Genomic DNA, 15,897 nt, shown 5'->3' on the forward strand with positions numbered 1-15,897 from the left:
GCATTCGCAAGCAAGTCGAATCGTCGCACCGCCCCTCCCACATTTCTTAAGCCATGTTTCGTCAGGGCTGTTGTGGGGGGCGGGCCGGCAATAGCTTGAGGGTGCCGCGAGTATTGGCCTGGACTTCCTCTTCATCAAAATGCGCCTGCTCGTACCCGCCTTCGATGTAGGTCTCGGCCTGGTCGGCATAGTGCTTGTCGAACGGTACGCCGCTCTGTCCGACCGGGTTGATGGTCAGTGCGTGGGCGGCGTCGGCGAAGTCGACCAGGCGTCGGGTAGACGGGCCATAAGTCACCGGCCATGGCGCCGGGCCAATGATTGCGGACAGGTTGTTCGGCACTTCGTGGCTGCCCGGTGAGGCAAACGGGCCGACATTGACGATTTGGTCCAGCGGCTTCTTGATACCCAGCGGATGGCCATGGGTCAGGGTATGGGCCTTGCCCCATTGCCATTGCGCCGGGTCGTCGCCGAAGGTGGTTTTCAGGTGGGCCAGGCTCTTGTCCCAGGCGCGCTTGACCGTCTCGGCCCGCTGCCCGTTCCACCACGGCGAATCGGCGGCGGCGGCCAGGCGTGGCAGGGCGGCGTCGACCACGCGGGTGGTGATCAGGGTCTTGAACATGTCGTCGCCCAGCTTGGGGCGGAAGGCGGCGTCCGTCAGGTCATACAGCAACTGGTTGAACAACGTGGCCGGGATCGACTCCACCGGGTAATCACCTTTCCATCCTGCCAACTGCTCCACCAGTTTGAGCTCGGACGGATCCTTGACCACCTCACGCAGCACCGGCAACAGCGGCGCCAACAGGCGGGGCCCGTAGGCGGTGGTGGTGCCCAGTTGCAGGGCCTGGCTGTTGTCCAGGTCCCATTTGACCTGGTTGTCGCTCAACTGCGCGTTCAACTGTTGGCCGCGGTCCGCCAGGTTGTAATAGCCGGGGATCTGCATGCCAGTAGGCGATACCGGCTGGGCATTGGCCGAGACCACATAACCCCGCGCCGGGTTTTCTTCCTGGGGGTTGGCGCTGAACGGGTAGAAGCCCAGCTTGTCAGACTGAGACGTGCTGCCGTCGAGGATAAACCCGGCATTGGCCCCGGCCGGGCGGATCGGCAACTGCGCCGCGGCCCACCAGCCGATATCGCCCTTGGCATTGGCCCACACGATATTCAGCCCCGGTGCATGTACCTTGGCCACGGCCTGACGGGCCTTGGCCAAGGTGTCGGCGCGGTTGAGTTGGTAGAACCCGTCGAGGATCGGGTTTTCGGTGTCGAGGAACGCCCACCACATGGCAATCGGCGTGGTGCCGGCATTGGCGCCGAGCACGTCGTTGATGATCGGGCCGTGGGGCGACTGGCGTAGCGTCAGCGTCACCGGTGCCTGGCCCTTGACCGCGATCTGTTGCTCGCTGGTGGTCATGTCGACCCACTGGTCGTGGTAGCGCACCTGGTTGGGGTTGTCCGGGTTGACCTTCTCGGCGATCAGGTCGAGGTCATCGTTCTGGAACATCGTCAGGCTCCAGCCAAACGCTTTGTTGTGGCCCAGGAACGCCACCGGGACCAGGGCGTTGTGATAACCGTAGAGTTCGAAGCCGGGCGCCGACAAGTGCGCCTCGTACCACACCGACGGCACCGAAAAGCGGATATGCGGGTCGCCCGCCAGCAACGGCTTGCCGCTCTTGGTACGGTTGCCACTGATGGCCCAGGCGTTGCTGCCCTCGAACTGCGGCAGGCCGTTGTCGGCCAGGGCCTGCTCGCTGAGGCGGGCGATGGCACTCAAGCCTTGCCAGTCGGCGGCGGCCAGGCCGAGGTCGCCCTTGGGCTTCCAGTCGAGGTCAAACACCTTCAGGTAGTCGCTGCCCAGTTGGTCCCGCACATAGGTCAGCAAGGGCTCGGTCCGAAAGGCTGCGGCAAAGCTGTAGGCCAGGTAGCCAGCGATGCTGATGGTGTCTTCGGCGGTGAATGGCCGCTTGGGGATGCCCAGCACGTCGAACTCCATGGGGCTGGCGTGGCTGTCCTGATACTGGTTGATCCCGTCCAGATAGGCTTGCAAGGCCTTCCAGTGCGGCGACTGGCGGTCCATCTGCGCTGCATAGGTAGTGGCGCGCTCGCGGATGCGCAGGCTGCGGAACAGTTTGTCGGTGTCCAGCAACTTGACGCCGAGCACTTCGGCCAACTCGCCTTGGGCCAAGCGCCGCATGATCTCCATCTGGAACAGACGGTCCTGGGCGTGCACATAACCCAGGGCGCGATACAGGTCGGCCTCGTTCTCGGCGCGGATGTGCGGCACGCCCCGGTCGTCGTAGCGCACCGTGACCGAGCCCTGCAGGTTGGCCAGCTCCACCGTGCCCTGGCGGGTGGGTTGCTTGCTGTAGACATACCAGCCGGCCCCGAGGGCGATCAACACCAGCAGGGCCGCGAGACCCGACAAGACGCGCTTCATGAACAATCCTTATTATTAGAAGTGGGACTTTTAGCCTTGTGGCCAGGAACAATAGCAGCCCACCGCCAGGGTGTGGGTCGCATTCACCGCCCGCCCGCTCTTGAGCGCCTGCAGGATCGGTTCGATAAAGCTGTTGCTCGAATTACAGGTCAGGCCCTCACTGTAAGGGCCGAAGTACGCCAGTTTGCCATTGCTGTCCCAGATGCCCACCGCCGGGCTGGCGGGCACTTGGTCGGCGCCGGGCAAGGTGGTGAGGATTTTCATGGCGCCAAGGGTTGCGGGCAATTGGCCGTGGCTGCCGGTTTTTTGCAGGGCATAGAATTCCACGCCCTGGGGCGCGTATTGCTCGATCAGTTCACTCAGGTGCTGTTGGTTGCCGACATTGCACGGGCAGGCCGGGTCCCAGAAGTGCACCAGGCGGATCGGGCCGGGGCCTGCCAGGTCGTCCGGCAGGCGCAGCAGGTCGCCGGAAAACACCGCCGTATGCTCGCTGAATGCCCGCAGATAGCGACCCTGGAACCAGTCATACGCGGCCCACAGCACGGCGGCGCAGATCAGCATGATCAGGCTGGCGAGCAGGGCAGTGCGGTAGGGTTTTCGCATTCAGAACAATCCTCGACGGTGGCGTAGCTTGCCATGCTTGCCCTGACAGATGAATATCGCGACTCGATATTCATCTGTTCAATGCTGTGAAGCCCTAGTCTGGAAGTTCTTATGCCCGTTACCTTTGACCCCGATCATCTGCGCGAAAGCTTGCGGCCCCTGGTGGACGCGCAACCGCTTTCGGCCGAGGCCAGGGTCTACCAGCGCTTCTATGGGCTGGACCTGGCTACGCGCAAAGAGCCTGTGATCAGTCGCCTGGGGCGCTTCGAGGTGGACGGGTTTACGGTGGTCAGCCAGGTCTGGTGGCCGGCGAAACCGGTGGCCACACTGTTTATGTTCCACGGTTTCTACGACCACATGGGGCTGTACCGCAGCGTGGTGGAGTGGGGTCTGGACCAGGGCTTCGTGGTGATTGCCTGCGACTTGCCGGGCCATGGCCTGTCCAGTGGCGCGCGCGCCAGCATCGATGATTTCGCGGTGTACCAGCAGGTGGTGAACGGCTTGTTCGAGCAGGCCGACGCGCTGCAACTGCCCAAGCCCTGGCATCTGTTCGGGCAAAGCACCGGCGGGGCGATTGTGGTGGACCATCTGCTCCACCATGGCCCGGACAGCCCGGCGCAAGGCCAGACCTTCCTGCTGTCGCCGCTGGTGCGGCCGCGAGCCTGGGGCTGGTCGCAGCTCAGTTATTACCTGCTCAAGCCGTTCGTCAAAGGCATCGCCCGGCGCTTCAGCGATAACAGCAACGACCCGGCGTTTCGTCCGTTCCTCGAAGCCGACCCCTTGCAGCCCCGGCAACTGCCTACCGCCTGGGTGGGTGCGCTGGCGCGCTGGATCAAGCGCATCGAAGCCGCCCCGCGCAGCACGCGGCGGCCACTGATCGTGCAGGGCGAGGAGGATATGACGGTGGATTGGCAGCACAACTTGCAGGTGCTACGCGGCAAGTTCGATCAGCCGCAGGTCCTGATGGTGCCGCGTGGGCGGCATCACATGGCAAATGAGCTGCCTGAAATCCGCGAGCAATACTTCAAGTTCCTCACCGATCACCTGAAATAACCCACCCCCCCTGTAGGAGCGAGCTTGCTCGCGAAGAACGTCAACGATAACGCGTGCTGCCTGGTTAGACGCGGCGTCCTTGAGTTCTTCGCGAGCAAGCTCGCTCCTACAGGGGGGAGGGGCGTCAGGGGGCCAGGCTGGAGGTGCTTTGGCCGACCGCCAGGCCGGCGCGGATCGCTGCCAGCGCCGCTTGGTAATACGCCTTGCCTTCCGGCGATTCGGCAAACGTGGCGAACTCTTCCAGCTCCGGGTCTGACAGGTCCCGATACACGTACAGCAAGGTGTTGTTCAGGTCATTGCCGATCTGCTGCATCAACCGCTCGCGCTGGCCGTTGAGCATGCCTTGCGCCTGACCGCCGCCCAACAGGCCGGGGATCATCTGGCTCAGGCTGTCTGCTGCCACGCCGGCAATCGCCAGGCTGACCTCGGCCCCGGCTTCGCGGGCGGGCAACGCCTGGGCCAGGTGGCCGATGATCAGGCTACGGGTGGCGTCGGCCTGGATCTGCGGCAAGCCCTGGGCGTTCTTGGCCAATTGGTCGCGGCGGGTCGCCAGCAACTCGGCGGCGACAATCTTGCGCCCCAGCGGCGACTGGAAAAACGCCAGCGCGGGTTTTGGATCGGCCAGGTTCTGGCGCAACTGGGCTTCGGCGCGCTGATCCATGGCCTTGGGGGCGAAGCGTTTATTGCTGTTGTCCACCAGCGCCTGGTACACCGCCGGCGGCAAGCTGTTGCGGTAGCGCTGCTGGGCGGCACTCAAGGCGTCATTAAAATGCGCACGTTGTTCCGGCCAGCCGGCGACCGCGTACAACTGGTCATGGCTGTCTGCCCAGGCGGGCAACACGCAGAACATCAGCAAGGATAAAAACAAACGACGCATAGGGACTCCTGTCAGTCGGCCACTATTGTCCGTGTCGGGCGTAGGATTTGTCGAGAAGTCCTATCAATCGCCTGACTAAAGTGTATTTAGGCGCTAGGCGGCGCTGTCGGTTTGCCAGGCGTATGGATACTATGCGCGCCATGCAAATATCCCCTGATGACCCGCTGCTGCTACGCATCGTCGACGACCTGGCCGTGAAAGGCTGGTCGCAGCAGAACATCTTCCTGCCAGAGGCTCTGACCCTGGAACTGGCGGCTGAGTGCCATAAACGTGCCGCTGAAGGTGAATTGGCACCGGCCGCTGTCGGACGCGGACCGGCCCAGGAGATTCGCGAGGGGATTCGTGGCGACCATATCCAATGGCTGGAGCCCGGCCAGGCGGCTATCTGCGACCGCTACCTGGTGTTGATGGACAGCCTGCGGCTGGCGATGAACCGGGGGCTGTTTCTGGGGCTGGAAGAGTTTGAATGCCACTTCGCCATGTACCCGCCGGGAGCGTTCTACCTCAAGCACCTTGACCGTTTTCGCGATGATGACCGGCGCATGGTCTCGGCGGTGGTCTACCTGAACCAGGACTGGCTGCCCGAGCACGGAGGCCAGTTGCGCATGTACCTCAAGGATGGCATTGAACACGATGTGGACCCCACCGGTGGTTGCCTGGTGGTGTTCCTGTCGGGGGAAGTGCCCCATGAAGTCCTCCCCGCCCACCGCGAGCGCCTGTCGCTGACGGGCTGGTTTCGCCGGCGGGGCAACGAGCCGTTTTGAGCATGCAAAAGATTCTGGTCAGCCGCTGCCTGCTGGGGCATCGCGTGCGTTATGACGGTGGGGCCAGCGGGCCGTTCGACCAACTGGCCGCCTGGCAGGCCGAAGGGCGAGTGGTTGCGGTGTGCCCAGAGGTCGCTGGCGGCCTGCCTACGCCACGCCCATCCGCCGAGATTCCGGGCGGGCAGGGGATGGATGTGTGGGAAGGCCGCGCCCAAGTGTTGACCGCCGATGGCCAGGACTTCAGCGAAGCCTTCCTGGATGGGGCGCGCCAGGCCCTGGCTCTGGTGCAGCGCCACGGCATCCGTATCGCGGTGCTCAAGGCCAACAGCCCGTCATGCGGCAACCTGCTGACTTATGACGGCACGTTCAGTGGGGTGAAAGTCACGGGTGAAGGGGTGACGGCAGCGTTGCTCAAGCGCCATGGGGTGCAGGTGTTCAGCGAGTTGGAGTTGGCCGAGGCGGCTGCGGCCCTGCTCTCAAACCCCGCCTAAATCCCATGTGAGGGTGGGCTTGTGTGGGAGCGGGCTTGCCCGCGATGGCGCTATATCAGTGACAGATTTTTTGGCTGACCCACCGCAATCGCGGGCAAGCCCGCTCCCACACAAGCCCGCTCCCACACAAACCTGGCCCCACATTGGTTATTTGGCAGGTTTGCTGGTGTCAGCCTCGAACCACTTCTGCGACAGCGCCGTCAGCCGCCCATCGGCCTTGATCCGTTCCAACGCCATGTCCAGGCTCGATTTGAACGCCGGGTTGCCCTTCTGGAAGGGGATGGCCAGGGTCAACGTGGCCTTGGCATCGACACGGCTGCGCAGATCCACGCCCTCGGTGGGCTTGGCGGCAAATTGACTGCTGGTGAGGGTATCCAGGCCACTCAACAGGGGTTTCTGCTGCTTGTTGGCAAGCATCTGGGCATTGGCATAGCTATATGGCGCGCTGAAATCGAAACGATCGCGCAATTGCGCAGTCACAGCGATGTGGTTGATCGCCACGTCGTACTTGCCGCTTTCCACGCCGGGCAGCAAGTCTGCTTCGTCGGTGGTGATAAAGGAGGCGCGTACGTCCATTTCCCGAGCCAGCAACTCACCCAGTTCCACTTCAAAACCGGTGAGTTTGTCGCCTTCCTTGAAGTTGAAGGGCGGCGTGTCGGCCTCCAGGGCAATGCGCAGTTCCCCACGGTCAAACACGTCGTCAAACAGTTCGGCGTGAGCCAAGGGGCTCAAAAAAGGCAGCACAAGTAACAGGCCAGGCAAAAAACGCATGGTCACTCCTAAAGAATTCGAAGGTGCGAGACGCGGTTCAGGCTCGCTTTGCTATGGTGTCGAGTGCCTTGGACAACGTTTCGTCACTAAGTTGTCATAACCCTACAGATTTCACAGAAAAACTGGAGAAGTTAATGAAAGCCATTTTGTCTCGTGCAACCCTGGCCAGCCTGCTGCTGGGGGCTTCCATGCTGGCGTCAGCCGCCGATGTCCCACGTACACCTGCGCCCAAGGGTGCTGAAGTGTTTATTGTCTCGCCTAAGGATGGCGCTACCGTCGACAAGACCTTCACCGTTGAATTTGGCATCAAGGGCATGGACCTGGAACCTATCGACAAACAAGTCCCGGGTGCCGGCCATCACCACTTGCTGGTTGATCAGAAGGAGTTGCCCGACCCAAGCCAGCCGATTCCCGCCACCGATACCGTGATCCATTTCGGCAAGGCACAGACCAAGACTGAACTGACCCTGGCCCCAGGCAAGCACACCCTGCAACTGGTGGCGGGCGATAACGTTCACCGTCAGTTTGAACCTACTGTAGCTTCAAAAGTGATCACCGTTACCGTCAAGTAAGATTTGTTCAGACGAAAAAAAGGGAGCCCTCAGAGGGCTCCCTTCTTCGTGGTGCGTCTGAAACCTTAGAACAACACGCGGCTACGGATAGTACCGCTGATGTGCTGCAGCTTCTCTTGCGCCAGGTCCGAGTACTCGGCGTCGACGTCGATTACCACGTAGCCAACCTTCTCGTTGGTCTGCAGGAACTGACCGGAGATGTTGATGCCGTTTTCCGCGAAGACCTTGTTGATCTCCATCATCACACCCGGGATGTTCTGGTGGATGTGCAGCAGGCGGTGCTTGCCAGGGTGAGCCGGCAGGGCCACTTCCGGGAAGTTGACCGAGGACACCGACGTACCGTTGTCGCTGTACTTGACCAGCTTTTCCGCTACTTCCAGACCGATGTTGGCCTGGGCTTCAGCGGTGGAACCGCCGATGTGCGGGGTCAGGATCACGTTGTCCAGGCCACGCAGCGGGCTTTCGAAAATGTCGTCGTTGGAGCGCGGCTCCACCGGGAACACGTCGATGGCGGCGCCGATCAGGTGCTTGTCCTTGATCGCGTCGGCCAGGGCATCCAGCTCGACCACGGTGCCGCGAGCGGCGTTGATCAGGATCCCGCCCTTCTTGATGGCGCGGATTTCCTTTTCGCCGATCATCCACTGGGTCTCAGCGGTTTCCGGCACGTGCAGGGTCACGATATCGGACATGCCCAGCAGCTCGGTCAGGCTCGACACCTGGGTGGCGTTGCCCAATGGCAGCTTGGTCAGGGTGTCATAGAAGAACACCTGCATGCCCAGGCCTTCGGCCAGTACCGACAATTGCGTGCCGATCGAACCGTAACCGACGATACCCAGCTTCTTGCCGCGGATTTCGAAGGAGTTGGCCGCGCTTTTGATCCAGCCGCCACGGTGGCAGGAAGCGTTCTTCTCAGGGATGCCGCGCAGCAACAGGATGGCCTCGGCCAATACCAGCTCCGCCACGGAACGGGTGTTGGAGTACGGGGCGTTGAACACTGCGATACCGCGCTCGCGCGCTGCATTGAGGTCAACCTGGTTGGTGCCGATGCAGAAACAGCCGACAGCTACCAGCTTCTTGGCGTGGTCGAAGATTTCTTCGGTCAGCTGGGTGCGGGAGCGAATGCCGATAAAGTGCGCGTCGGCGATCTTTTCCTTGAGCTGGGATTCCGGCAGAGAACTGGTGATGTACTCAATGCTGGTGTACCCGGCGGCCTTTAGGACGTCGACGGCCGATGGGTGGACGCCTTCCAGAAGAAGGAACTTGATCTTGCTCTTATCGAGAGAAGTCTTGCTCATCTGCGTAAACCTGTGTCCCGGAGAAAAATGGCAGGGAATCGGATCGCCGGATGTGCCCTGATTCACCAATACTGTTCCCGTTTGACGGCGTCTGTTGCCGTCATGCTGCGTTGCCGCTCCTCCCCATAGCCAGCTATGAGTCGTCGCGGCGCCTTGCCTGACGACAACAGCCACTCGCCAAACAGAAACGTATTGGTAAATCAGGGCACAGAGCTGACCCGGACGGCAGGAAAGCCGTCACCGCAGAAACGCCCTTGGGCTCTGTCCTGCGGGGGCGGTATGCTAGCATACGCGCCCCGCTAAACACTCATTCCTGCGACGTGAAGCGTTCTCAGGATGACCATGAATTGTTCGAGAGTTCTGTCGATGACCCATCCTGCCCTGATTGATGAGCTAAAGACCCTGGTTGAGCCCGGCAAAGTGCTGACCGATGCAGACTCCCTGGAGGCTTACGGCAAGGATTGGACCAAGCATTTCGCCCCCGCGCCGACCGCTATCGTCTTCCCCAAGACCATTGAGCAGGTACAGGCCATTGTCCGTTGGGCCAATGAACACAAGGTGGCGCTGGTGCCATCCGGTGGGCGTACCGGCTTGTCGGCGGCGGCCGTTGCCGCGAATGGCGAAGTGGTGGTGTCGTTCGACTACATGAACCAGATCCTCGACGTGAACCTCACCGACCGCACCGCCGTGTGCCAGCCGGGCGTGGTCACCAAGCAATTGCAGAACGTCGCCGAAGAAAACGGCCTGTATTACCCGGTGGACTTCGCTTCGTCCGGTTCCAGCCAGATTGGCGGCAATATCGGCACCAATGCCGGCGGGATCAAGGTCATTCGCTACGGCATGACCCGCAATTGGGTGGCCGGCATGAAGGTCGTCACCGGCAAGGGTGATGTACTGGAGCTCAACCGCGACCTGATCAAGAACGCCACCGGCTACGACATGCGCCAGCTGTTTATCGGTGCTGAAGGCACCCTGGGCTTTGTGGTCGAAGCCACCATGCGCCTGGACCGTGCGCCGAAAAACCTCACCGCCATGGTGCTCGGCACCACTGACTTCGACTCGATCATGCCGGTGTTGCATGCGTTCCAGAGCAAGCTGGATCTGACGGCCTTTGAGTTTTTCTCCGACAAGGCCCTGGCCAAAGTCCTCGGCCGTGGCGATGTGCCGGCGCCGTTCGAGACCGATTGCCCGTTCTATGCCCTGCTGGAATTTGAAGCCACCACCGAAGAAGTCGCCAACCACGCCCTGGAAACCTTTGAGCACTGTGTGGAGCAGGGCTGGGTGCTGGATGGCGTGATGAGCCAGAGCGAAACCCAGCTGCACAACCTGTGGAAGCTGCGCGAGTACATCTCCGAGACCATCTCCCACTGGACGCCATACAAGAACGACATTTCGGTCACCGTGTCGAAAGTGCCGGCGTTCTTGAAGGAAGTCGACGCGATCGTCGGCGAACACTACCCCGACTTCGAAATCGTCTGGTTCGGCCACATCGGCGATGGCAACCTGCACTTGAACATCCTCAAGCCGGAAAACCTGTCCAAGGACGAGTTCTTCGCCAAGTGCGCCACCGTCAACAAGTGGGTGTTTGAAACCGTCGAGAAGTACAACGGTTCGATCTCCGCCGAACATGGCGTGGGCATGACCAAGCGTGACTACCTGACCTACAGCCGCTCCCCGGTTGAAATCGAATATATGAAGGCAGTGAAGGCCGTGTTTGACCCGAACGGGATCATGAACCCGGGCAAGATCTTCGCTGTTTAACCATCACGAAAGAGGAAGCGGTCCATGAGCTATCAGCACAAGTACGTCGACGGCACCAATATCCACTTTCCGCTGGGCAAAGTGGTCTGCATCGGGCGCAACTACGCCGAACACGCCAAGGAATTGGATAACCCGGTGCCGACCGAGCCCCTGCTGTTTATCAAGCCGGGCAGTTGCGTGGTGCCATTGGAAGGCGGTTTTGCCATTCCAGCCGACCGTGGGTCGGTGCACTACGAAGCGGAAATCGCGGTGCTGATCGGCAAGCCCTTGTCGAAAACCCCGAGCCGTGAAGAAGTGCTGGACGCCATCTCCGGCTTCGCCCCGGCCCTGGACCTGACCCTGCGCGACAAGCAGTCCGAGCTCAAGGCCAAGGGCCTGCCGTGGGAAATTGCCAAGTCCTTCGACGGTGCGGCAGTCATTGCGCCGTTCGTGGTGGGCAGCACCTTCCCGGACCTGACCGACATCGGCATTCGCCTGACCATCAACGGCCAGGTGCGCCAGGACGGCAACAGTGCGCAGATGCTCAACCCGATCGTGCCGATGATCCAGCACATGGCCGGCTGCTTCTCGCTGCAGGCCGGTGATGTGATCCTGACCGGTACGCCTGTGGGCGTGGGCCCGCTGGAAGTGGGTGATGAACTGGTGCTGGAATTGCCCGGCGTGAGCCGCTTCGAAAGCTCCGTACGCTAACCCCATCCCTCTGTAGGCGCCGGCTTGTGTGGGAGCTGGCTTGCCTGCGATAGCATCACCGCGGTGTGCCTGATACACCACAGTGCTTGCACCGCGGGCAAGCCCGGCTCCCACACAAGCTCGTACACAGATTATTTGTGCGTACTGCGCAAATCGGCGCTTTGCATTTTTTTCACACGCCATCTGGATAATCCTCGGCCATATGGCACGCAGGCGGTCTAAGCCTGGGCTATCACCTACAGCCGATTATCTGGAATGCCTCTATGGCCGTACCTCTCCCTTCTGTGAAACCCGCTCCGCGCCCGCGCCTGAATATGCGTTGGTACTCCTGGCTGTTCCTGGTCGGGGCCGTCATGTATGGGATTTCCTGGTTGATGCACTGGGACGACCGGGGCGCGTTATGGGTGTTGGAGCGGTTTGAAAGCCCCATGGAGCGTCGGGAGAGTGTCTGGCTTCCGGATTACCAGACGGTGATTGACGCCAAGCCGTTGCCCGGCATGGAAAAGGACGAAGCGTCGGATCTGGCCTACGACCCCAGGACCAAGACCCTGTACGCGGTCATGGGCCGCAACCCGTTCCTGGTGGAGCTGAGCCTGCAGGGCGATGTGTTGCGCAAGATCCCCCTGGTGGGCTGGAGCAACCCGGAAGGCGTGACGGTCATGGAAAACGGCGTGCTGGCCATCGTCGATGAGCGCAGGCACAACATGACGCTGGTCAAGGTCGATGCCGACACGCGCCAACTGGCCTTCGCTGACTTCCCCAGCTACGACCTGGGACCCTCCGAAAACCAGAACAAGGCATTCGAGGCCATCACCTGGGACAAGCGCAATCAACAACTGGTGTTGGGTATCGAACGGCCAGCGCAGCTGTTCACCTGGCACAGCGACGGCGGCCAGGTCCTGGCTGGCAACAAGCAGAAACTGCCCAGCTCAGAGTTGGATATTCGCAACCTCTCGGCCCTGAGCGTCGATCCGCGTACCGGCCACCTGTTGGTACTGTCCGCCGACTCCCATCTGCTGCTGGAGCTGGACGAAAAAGGCAAGCAAGTCAGCTTCATGACGGTGCTTGGCGGCTTCAATGGCCTGAAAAAAACCATCCCCCGCGCCGAAGGCGTGACCATGGATGAAAACGGCACGCTGTACATGGTCAGCGAGCCCAATCTGTTCTACCGCTTCGAAAAGCAGAAATAGCCGACTGATACGTCGGATTCTTCTCTATGAGCGGCATTCCCCAGACACTGAGCTGCGTTTAAGTTTAAATTCAGATGGCTGTGATATTCATTTGCCAGTTTTGACTTTGAGCCAGCCCCCATGCGCCGATTTGCCCGCCCCAAACCCGCCCTGTTTATCCTGTTGTTGATCGCCCTGGTTGCTGTGGGCGTGGTCGCCCAGCAGTTTCGTTTATTCGAACGTGTATGGTTCAACTGGCAGACCTGGCGACAGCCGGTGGACGAACGATCCATTGGCCTGGCGGATTATCACGTGGTGCTGGAAGCCCAGGTGATCGACGGCCTGGACGATGACGTCTCGGCACTGACCTTCGATCCGGTGCGCAAGAGCCTGTTTACCGTGACCAACCAAAACGCCGAACTGGTCGAACTGTCCCTGGACGGCAAGATCTTGCGGCGTATCAACCTGGTGGGCTTTGGCGATGCCGAAGCGGTGGAGTTCATCAGCGAGAACACCTATGTGGTCAGCGATGAACGCCAACAGCGCTTGATCAAGATACATCTGGAGGACGACACGCAGTTCCTCGACGCGGCCGACGCCGAGCAGATGACCCTGGGTGTGCACCTCAAGGGCAATAAAGGGTTTGAAGGGCTGGCCTATGACTCGGTGGGCAAGCGCCTGTTTGTCGCCAAGGAGCGGGACCCGATGTTGATCTACGAAGTGCATGGGTTTCCCCATTTCAAACCCGAAAAGACCTACTCGGTCCATGTCGTCAACAACCCACGGCGCGATGCCGGGCTGTTTGTGCGCGACCTGTCCAGCTTGCAATACGATGAGCGCAGCGGCCACTTGCTGGCGCTGTCCGATGAGTCGTACCTGGTGTTGGAATTGGATATCGACGGTCGCCCCTTGAGCAGTCTGTCATTGCTCAAGGGGCGCCATGGCCTGAAGAAGCGCGTGCCCCAGGCCGAGGGCATCGCCATGGATGACGATGGCACGCTGTATTTGGTCAGTGAGCCGAACTTGTTCTACGTGTTCAAGAAAAAAACCGACCCAATGTAGGCGCGAGCAAGCTCGCTCCTGCAAGGATCAGAACATCCACTGTACGCCCAGGGAATAGCCGGTCTGGCTGCCTTCGGCATGGCCCAGGCGCCCGTTCACTTCGGCGTACACCCCAAGCTGCGGGGTGATCGCCAATTGGCTGCCGACCTGTGCGCGGCCAAAACTCTTGTCTACTGAACCCAGGCGCGCAGTGCGCACCTGGCCATCAGCTCGTGCAGTCAGGTCCAGGTCGTCCAGGCGGCCGTCGGCCAGCTCCTTGACCCAGGCGATATCGCCGTAGGGCATCAGGCTCAGGCCGTAAGGCAGGGCCACAGCACCACGCATGCGCCAACCGAGGCTGGCTTCCAGGGAATCGAAAGACTGCTCTTCATATTCAAGGGCCGTGCGCAGGTTCTGCTTCTCGTGGAACTTGTCGATACGCGAGTGGCTGTAATCCAGGCCGGCAAACGGTCCGGTCTTGATCGCACCCAGGTCGAAGTCATAGCCGCCGAGCAACCGGGCACCCAGGGACAAGGCATCGGTCTCGCCAGTCAGTTGCTGGTCAAGCAACACGGGGCCGCCATTGGCCTGGATCACCAGGTTACGTTTTGAGTCAAAGCTGCTGTGGCCCACGCTCAGGTCGCCGGCCAGCCAGGTCGGGCCGCCATCGTTCAACAAGGCATAGACTGCGGCTTGCCAGGTGTCGCTTTCCAGCTTGCCACGGTGCTCGAGTTTGTCGCGACCGTTGAGGTAGCTGAGGCTGGCGCCGATGTTCAAGCTGCTGCTCAGTTGATAGTCGCCCAGGGCATGCAGGCCCAGGCGTCGCGCTTCGGGGTTGGGAGCGGTGTCGAAGCCACTGTCCGGGTTGTACTCGCCGTCCACGCCGATCTCGCCATCGAAGGTGCCCACTTCACGGCTGGCCGATTGCAACGTCAGCCAGCGGCGATCGTGCAAACGCACCATGGCCTGGTGCTGGCGCTGCAGGTTGTCCTGCATATTGCGCGCAACCGCGCCGCCCGAGGTGGTGGAGGCCATCAAGTCGGCATTGGTCAGCTCCAGCACCAGGCGGCTGAGCAGGCGCGAATAATCGCGCAGGCGCTGGTCGATGCGTTCCTGGCCGAAAGCATTGGTCAGGACGGTCTTGTTGTCTTCGTTGGGGTCGTGCCAGGTCGAGCCGCCGGGGATCGCTGGGTTGTCGGTCTGGGTGTAGCCGTCCAGGTCGCCCAGTTCCCAGTTGGTGGCTTCGATATACAGGATCGGGATATTCAGCGCCTCGAAGGCTTCGCCATCACTGCAGCAACCGGTGCCGGCGGGGTATTGCGCGTCCAGGCCGGGGTTGGTGAACAGGTTGATGTTCAATTCCTTGGCGATCTGGAACGTGTGTTCGCGCAACGATGCCAGGGCCGGGTTGGCGGTGCTGTTCTGGCCGGCGTGGGCGTACATCATGTCGCCGGTGATCAGGCTGTCGAGGTTGATCATGGCCAGCATATTGGCGCGCTGGCTGGCGCTCAGCGAATCGACAAATGCCCGGGAGCCGCGCAGGCCTTCCTCTTCGGCGCCGAAGCCGACGATCTGCAAGCCGTTTTCCAGTTGCAGGCCGCCAAGGTTCTTCGCCACTTCGGTCAGCACACTGGCGCCGGAGCCGTTGTCGTCCAGGCCTTGCAGGGTCGGGCGGCCAAAATAGGTATCGAAGTGCGCGCCAATCACCACGTATTGCGGTTTGGTGCCGGCGGCATAGGCCACCACGTTTTGCGAAGCGCGGCTGCCGCCATTCCAAGTGAAGTCCTGGCGGCTGATGTTATAGGCGCTGCCCATCTGGCTCTGCATCCAGTCGGCGGCGCCGGCGAAGTTGGCCGTGCCTCGGTAGCGGCCGGGGTAGTCGGTGATCAGCTTTTCCAGGGTGGTATTGGCGTGCTCGCCGTAATCATAGGCATTGGATTGAGTCGACAGCAGGGCACAGGCAACGCTGACAGCGAGAGCTAGGGGCTTGATCACAAGGTCTTCCTTGAAGAGGTTGAGGGAGTTGCTCGGCGGGACCGATTGCACAATGCGCGCCTCATTCCGTGGGGCGGTCGCGAATTGGCGCGTTGTTGGAAGTGGGGGTCGCCTGGCTATAAGTTGTAACGGATTTGATACCAGATGCGGCAGGGGATGCCGTGACTTGGCGCACAAATTGGGGCGGGCGGGGGAGAGGCTGCTGCGAAAAGTAGCGTTTTTGTTACATGCCCATCGAACGGAGCGCGGTCAAAAAGGTGGGAGATTCTATGTTGCAGGTAAACCCTGCAACCTTAAGTTCGGTTGGTATTCGCTCTGGTTTTTCATCAGCGCGAATGCCACCCGGCAGAGCTTGCGGGCGAGGATTACCAGGGCTTGGGTCTT

General features: G+C 61.2%; 14 protein-coding genes and 1 pseudogene. 8 read left to right on the forward strand and 7 right to left on the reverse strand.

Annotation, left to right across the window (positions count from 1 at the left end):
* Positions 1-61 precede the first annotated feature (61 nt).
* A complete protein-coding gene (locus FIV38_RS20205) occupies positions 62-2,431 on the reverse strand; it encodes a penicillin acylase family protein (RefSeq protein ID WP_092231216.1) in 2,370 nt (789 codons plus the stop codon).
* 30 nt (positions 2,432-2,461) lie between these two features.
* A complete protein-coding gene (locus FIV38_RS20210) occupies positions 2,462-3,034 on the reverse strand; it encodes a DUF6436 domain-containing protein (RefSeq protein WP_070994000.1) in 573 nt (190 codons plus the stop codon).
* Between the two features lie 111 nt (positions 3,035-3,145).
* On the opposite strand from FIV38_RS20210, the gene bipL reads away from it, so the two are divergent.
* Positions 3,146-4,087, forward strand: a complete 942-nt coding sequence (bipL, locus tag FIV38_RS20215; RefSeq protein WP_092231213.1) for a phospholipase BipL — start codon at positions 3,146-3,148, stop codon at positions 4,085-4,087.
* Positions 4,088-4,211: 124 nt separating this feature from the next.
* Here bipL and FIV38_RS20220 read toward each other — a convergent pair whose 3' ends face one another.
* A complete protein-coding gene (locus tag FIV38_RS20220; protein WP_029289427.1) occupies positions 4,212-4,964 on the reverse strand; it encodes a DUF2059 domain-containing protein in 753 nt (250 codons plus the stop codon).
* Between the two features lie 131 nt (positions 4,965-5,095).
* On the opposite strand from FIV38_RS20220, the gene FIV38_RS20225 reads away from it, so the two are divergent.
* Both FIV38_RS20225 and FIV38_RS20230 read left to right on the forward strand, forming a co-directional pair.
* Positions 5,096-5,728 (forward strand): 2OG-Fe(II) oxygenase, encoded by a 633-nt coding sequence (locus FIV38_RS20225; protein WP_070993998.1) that lies wholly within the window; start codon positions 5,096-5,098, stop codon positions 5,726-5,728.
* A 2-nt stretch (positions 5,729-5,730) separates the two neighbouring features.
* A complete protein-coding gene (locus tag FIV38_RS20230) occupies positions 5,731-6,219 on the forward strand; it encodes a 2-thiouracil desulfurase family protein (protein ID WP_029289423.1) in 489 nt (162 codons plus the stop codon).
* A 147-nt stretch (positions 6,220-6,366) separates the two neighbouring features.
* On the opposite strand, the gene FIV38_RS20235 is transcribed toward FIV38_RS20230, so the two are convergent.
* The gene (locus FIV38_RS20235; protein ID WP_092231210.1) at positions 6,367-6,990 is read right to left on the reverse strand and encodes a transporter substrate-binding domain-containing protein; all 624 of its coding nucleotides are present in this window, start codon (positions 6,988-6,990) and stop codon (positions 6,367-6,369) included.
* A 134-nt stretch (positions 6,991-7,124) separates the two neighbouring features.
* On the opposite strand from FIV38_RS20235, the gene FIV38_RS20240 reads away from it, so the two are divergent.
* Complete coding sequence (locus FIV38_RS20240; RefSeq protein WP_029289419.1) at positions 7,125-7,562, forward strand: DUF4399 domain-containing protein; 438 nt, start codon at positions 7,125-7,127, stop codon at positions 7,560-7,562.
* A 65-nt stretch (positions 7,563-7,627) separates the two neighbouring features.
* On the opposite strand, the gene serA is transcribed toward FIV38_RS20240, so the two are convergent.
* Positions 7,628-8,857, reverse strand: a complete 1,230-nt coding sequence (gene serA / locus FIV38_RS20245) for a phosphoglycerate dehydrogenase (protein ID WP_029289418.1) — start codon at positions 8,855-8,857, stop codon at positions 7,628-7,630.
* 366 nt (positions 8,858-9,223) lie between these two features.
* On the opposite strand from serA, the gene FIV38_RS20260 reads away from it, so the two are divergent.
* The 4 genes from FIV38_RS20260 to FIV38_RS20275 all read left to right on the forward strand — a co-directional run bounded on the left by FIV38_RS20260 (position 9,224) and on the right by FIV38_RS20275 (position 13,539).
* A complete protein-coding gene (locus tag FIV38_RS20260) occupies positions 9,224-10,618 on the forward strand; it encodes an FAD-binding oxidoreductase (RefSeq protein ID WP_092231204.1) in 1,395 nt (464 codons plus the stop codon).
* Between the two features lie 24 nt (positions 10,619-10,642).
* Positions 10,643-11,308: a fumarylacetoacetate hydrolase family protein gene (locus FIV38_RS20265; protein WP_029289416.1), complete on the forward strand. Its 666-nt coding sequence runs from the start codon at positions 10,643-10,645 to the stop codon at positions 11,306-11,308.
* Positions 11,309-11,571: 263 nt separating this feature from the next.
* A complete protein-coding gene (locus FIV38_RS20270; protein WP_092231201.1) occupies positions 11,572-12,498 on the forward strand; it encodes an SdiA-regulated domain-containing protein in 927 nt (308 codons plus the stop codon).
* Positions 12,499-12,618: 120 nt separating this feature from the next.
* Positions 12,619-13,539: an SdiA-regulated domain-containing protein gene (locus tag FIV38_RS20275; protein WP_092231198.1), complete on the forward strand. Its 921-nt coding sequence runs from the start codon at positions 12,619-12,621 to the stop codon at positions 13,537-13,539.
* A gap of 27 nt (positions 13,540-13,566) precedes the next feature.
* On the opposite strand, the gene FIV38_RS20280 is transcribed toward FIV38_RS20275, so the two are convergent.
* Positions 13,567-15,513: an autotransporter domain-containing protein gene (locus tag FIV38_RS20280; protein ID WP_092231307.1), complete on the reverse strand. Its 1,947-nt coding sequence runs from the start codon at positions 15,511-15,513 to the stop codon at positions 13,567-13,569.
* 267 nt (positions 15,514-15,780) lie between these two features.
* Positions 15,781-15,897, reverse strand: a pseudogene (locus FIV38_RS20285) (IS110 family transposase); the annotation flags it as partial.

The sequence above is a fragment of the Pseudomonas proteolytica genome (assembly GCF_007858275.1).
In the GTDB taxonomy this organism is placed as follows: domain Bacteria; phylum Pseudomonadota; class Gammaproteobacteria; order Pseudomonadales; family Pseudomonadaceae; genus Aquipseudomonas; species Aquipseudomonas proteolytica.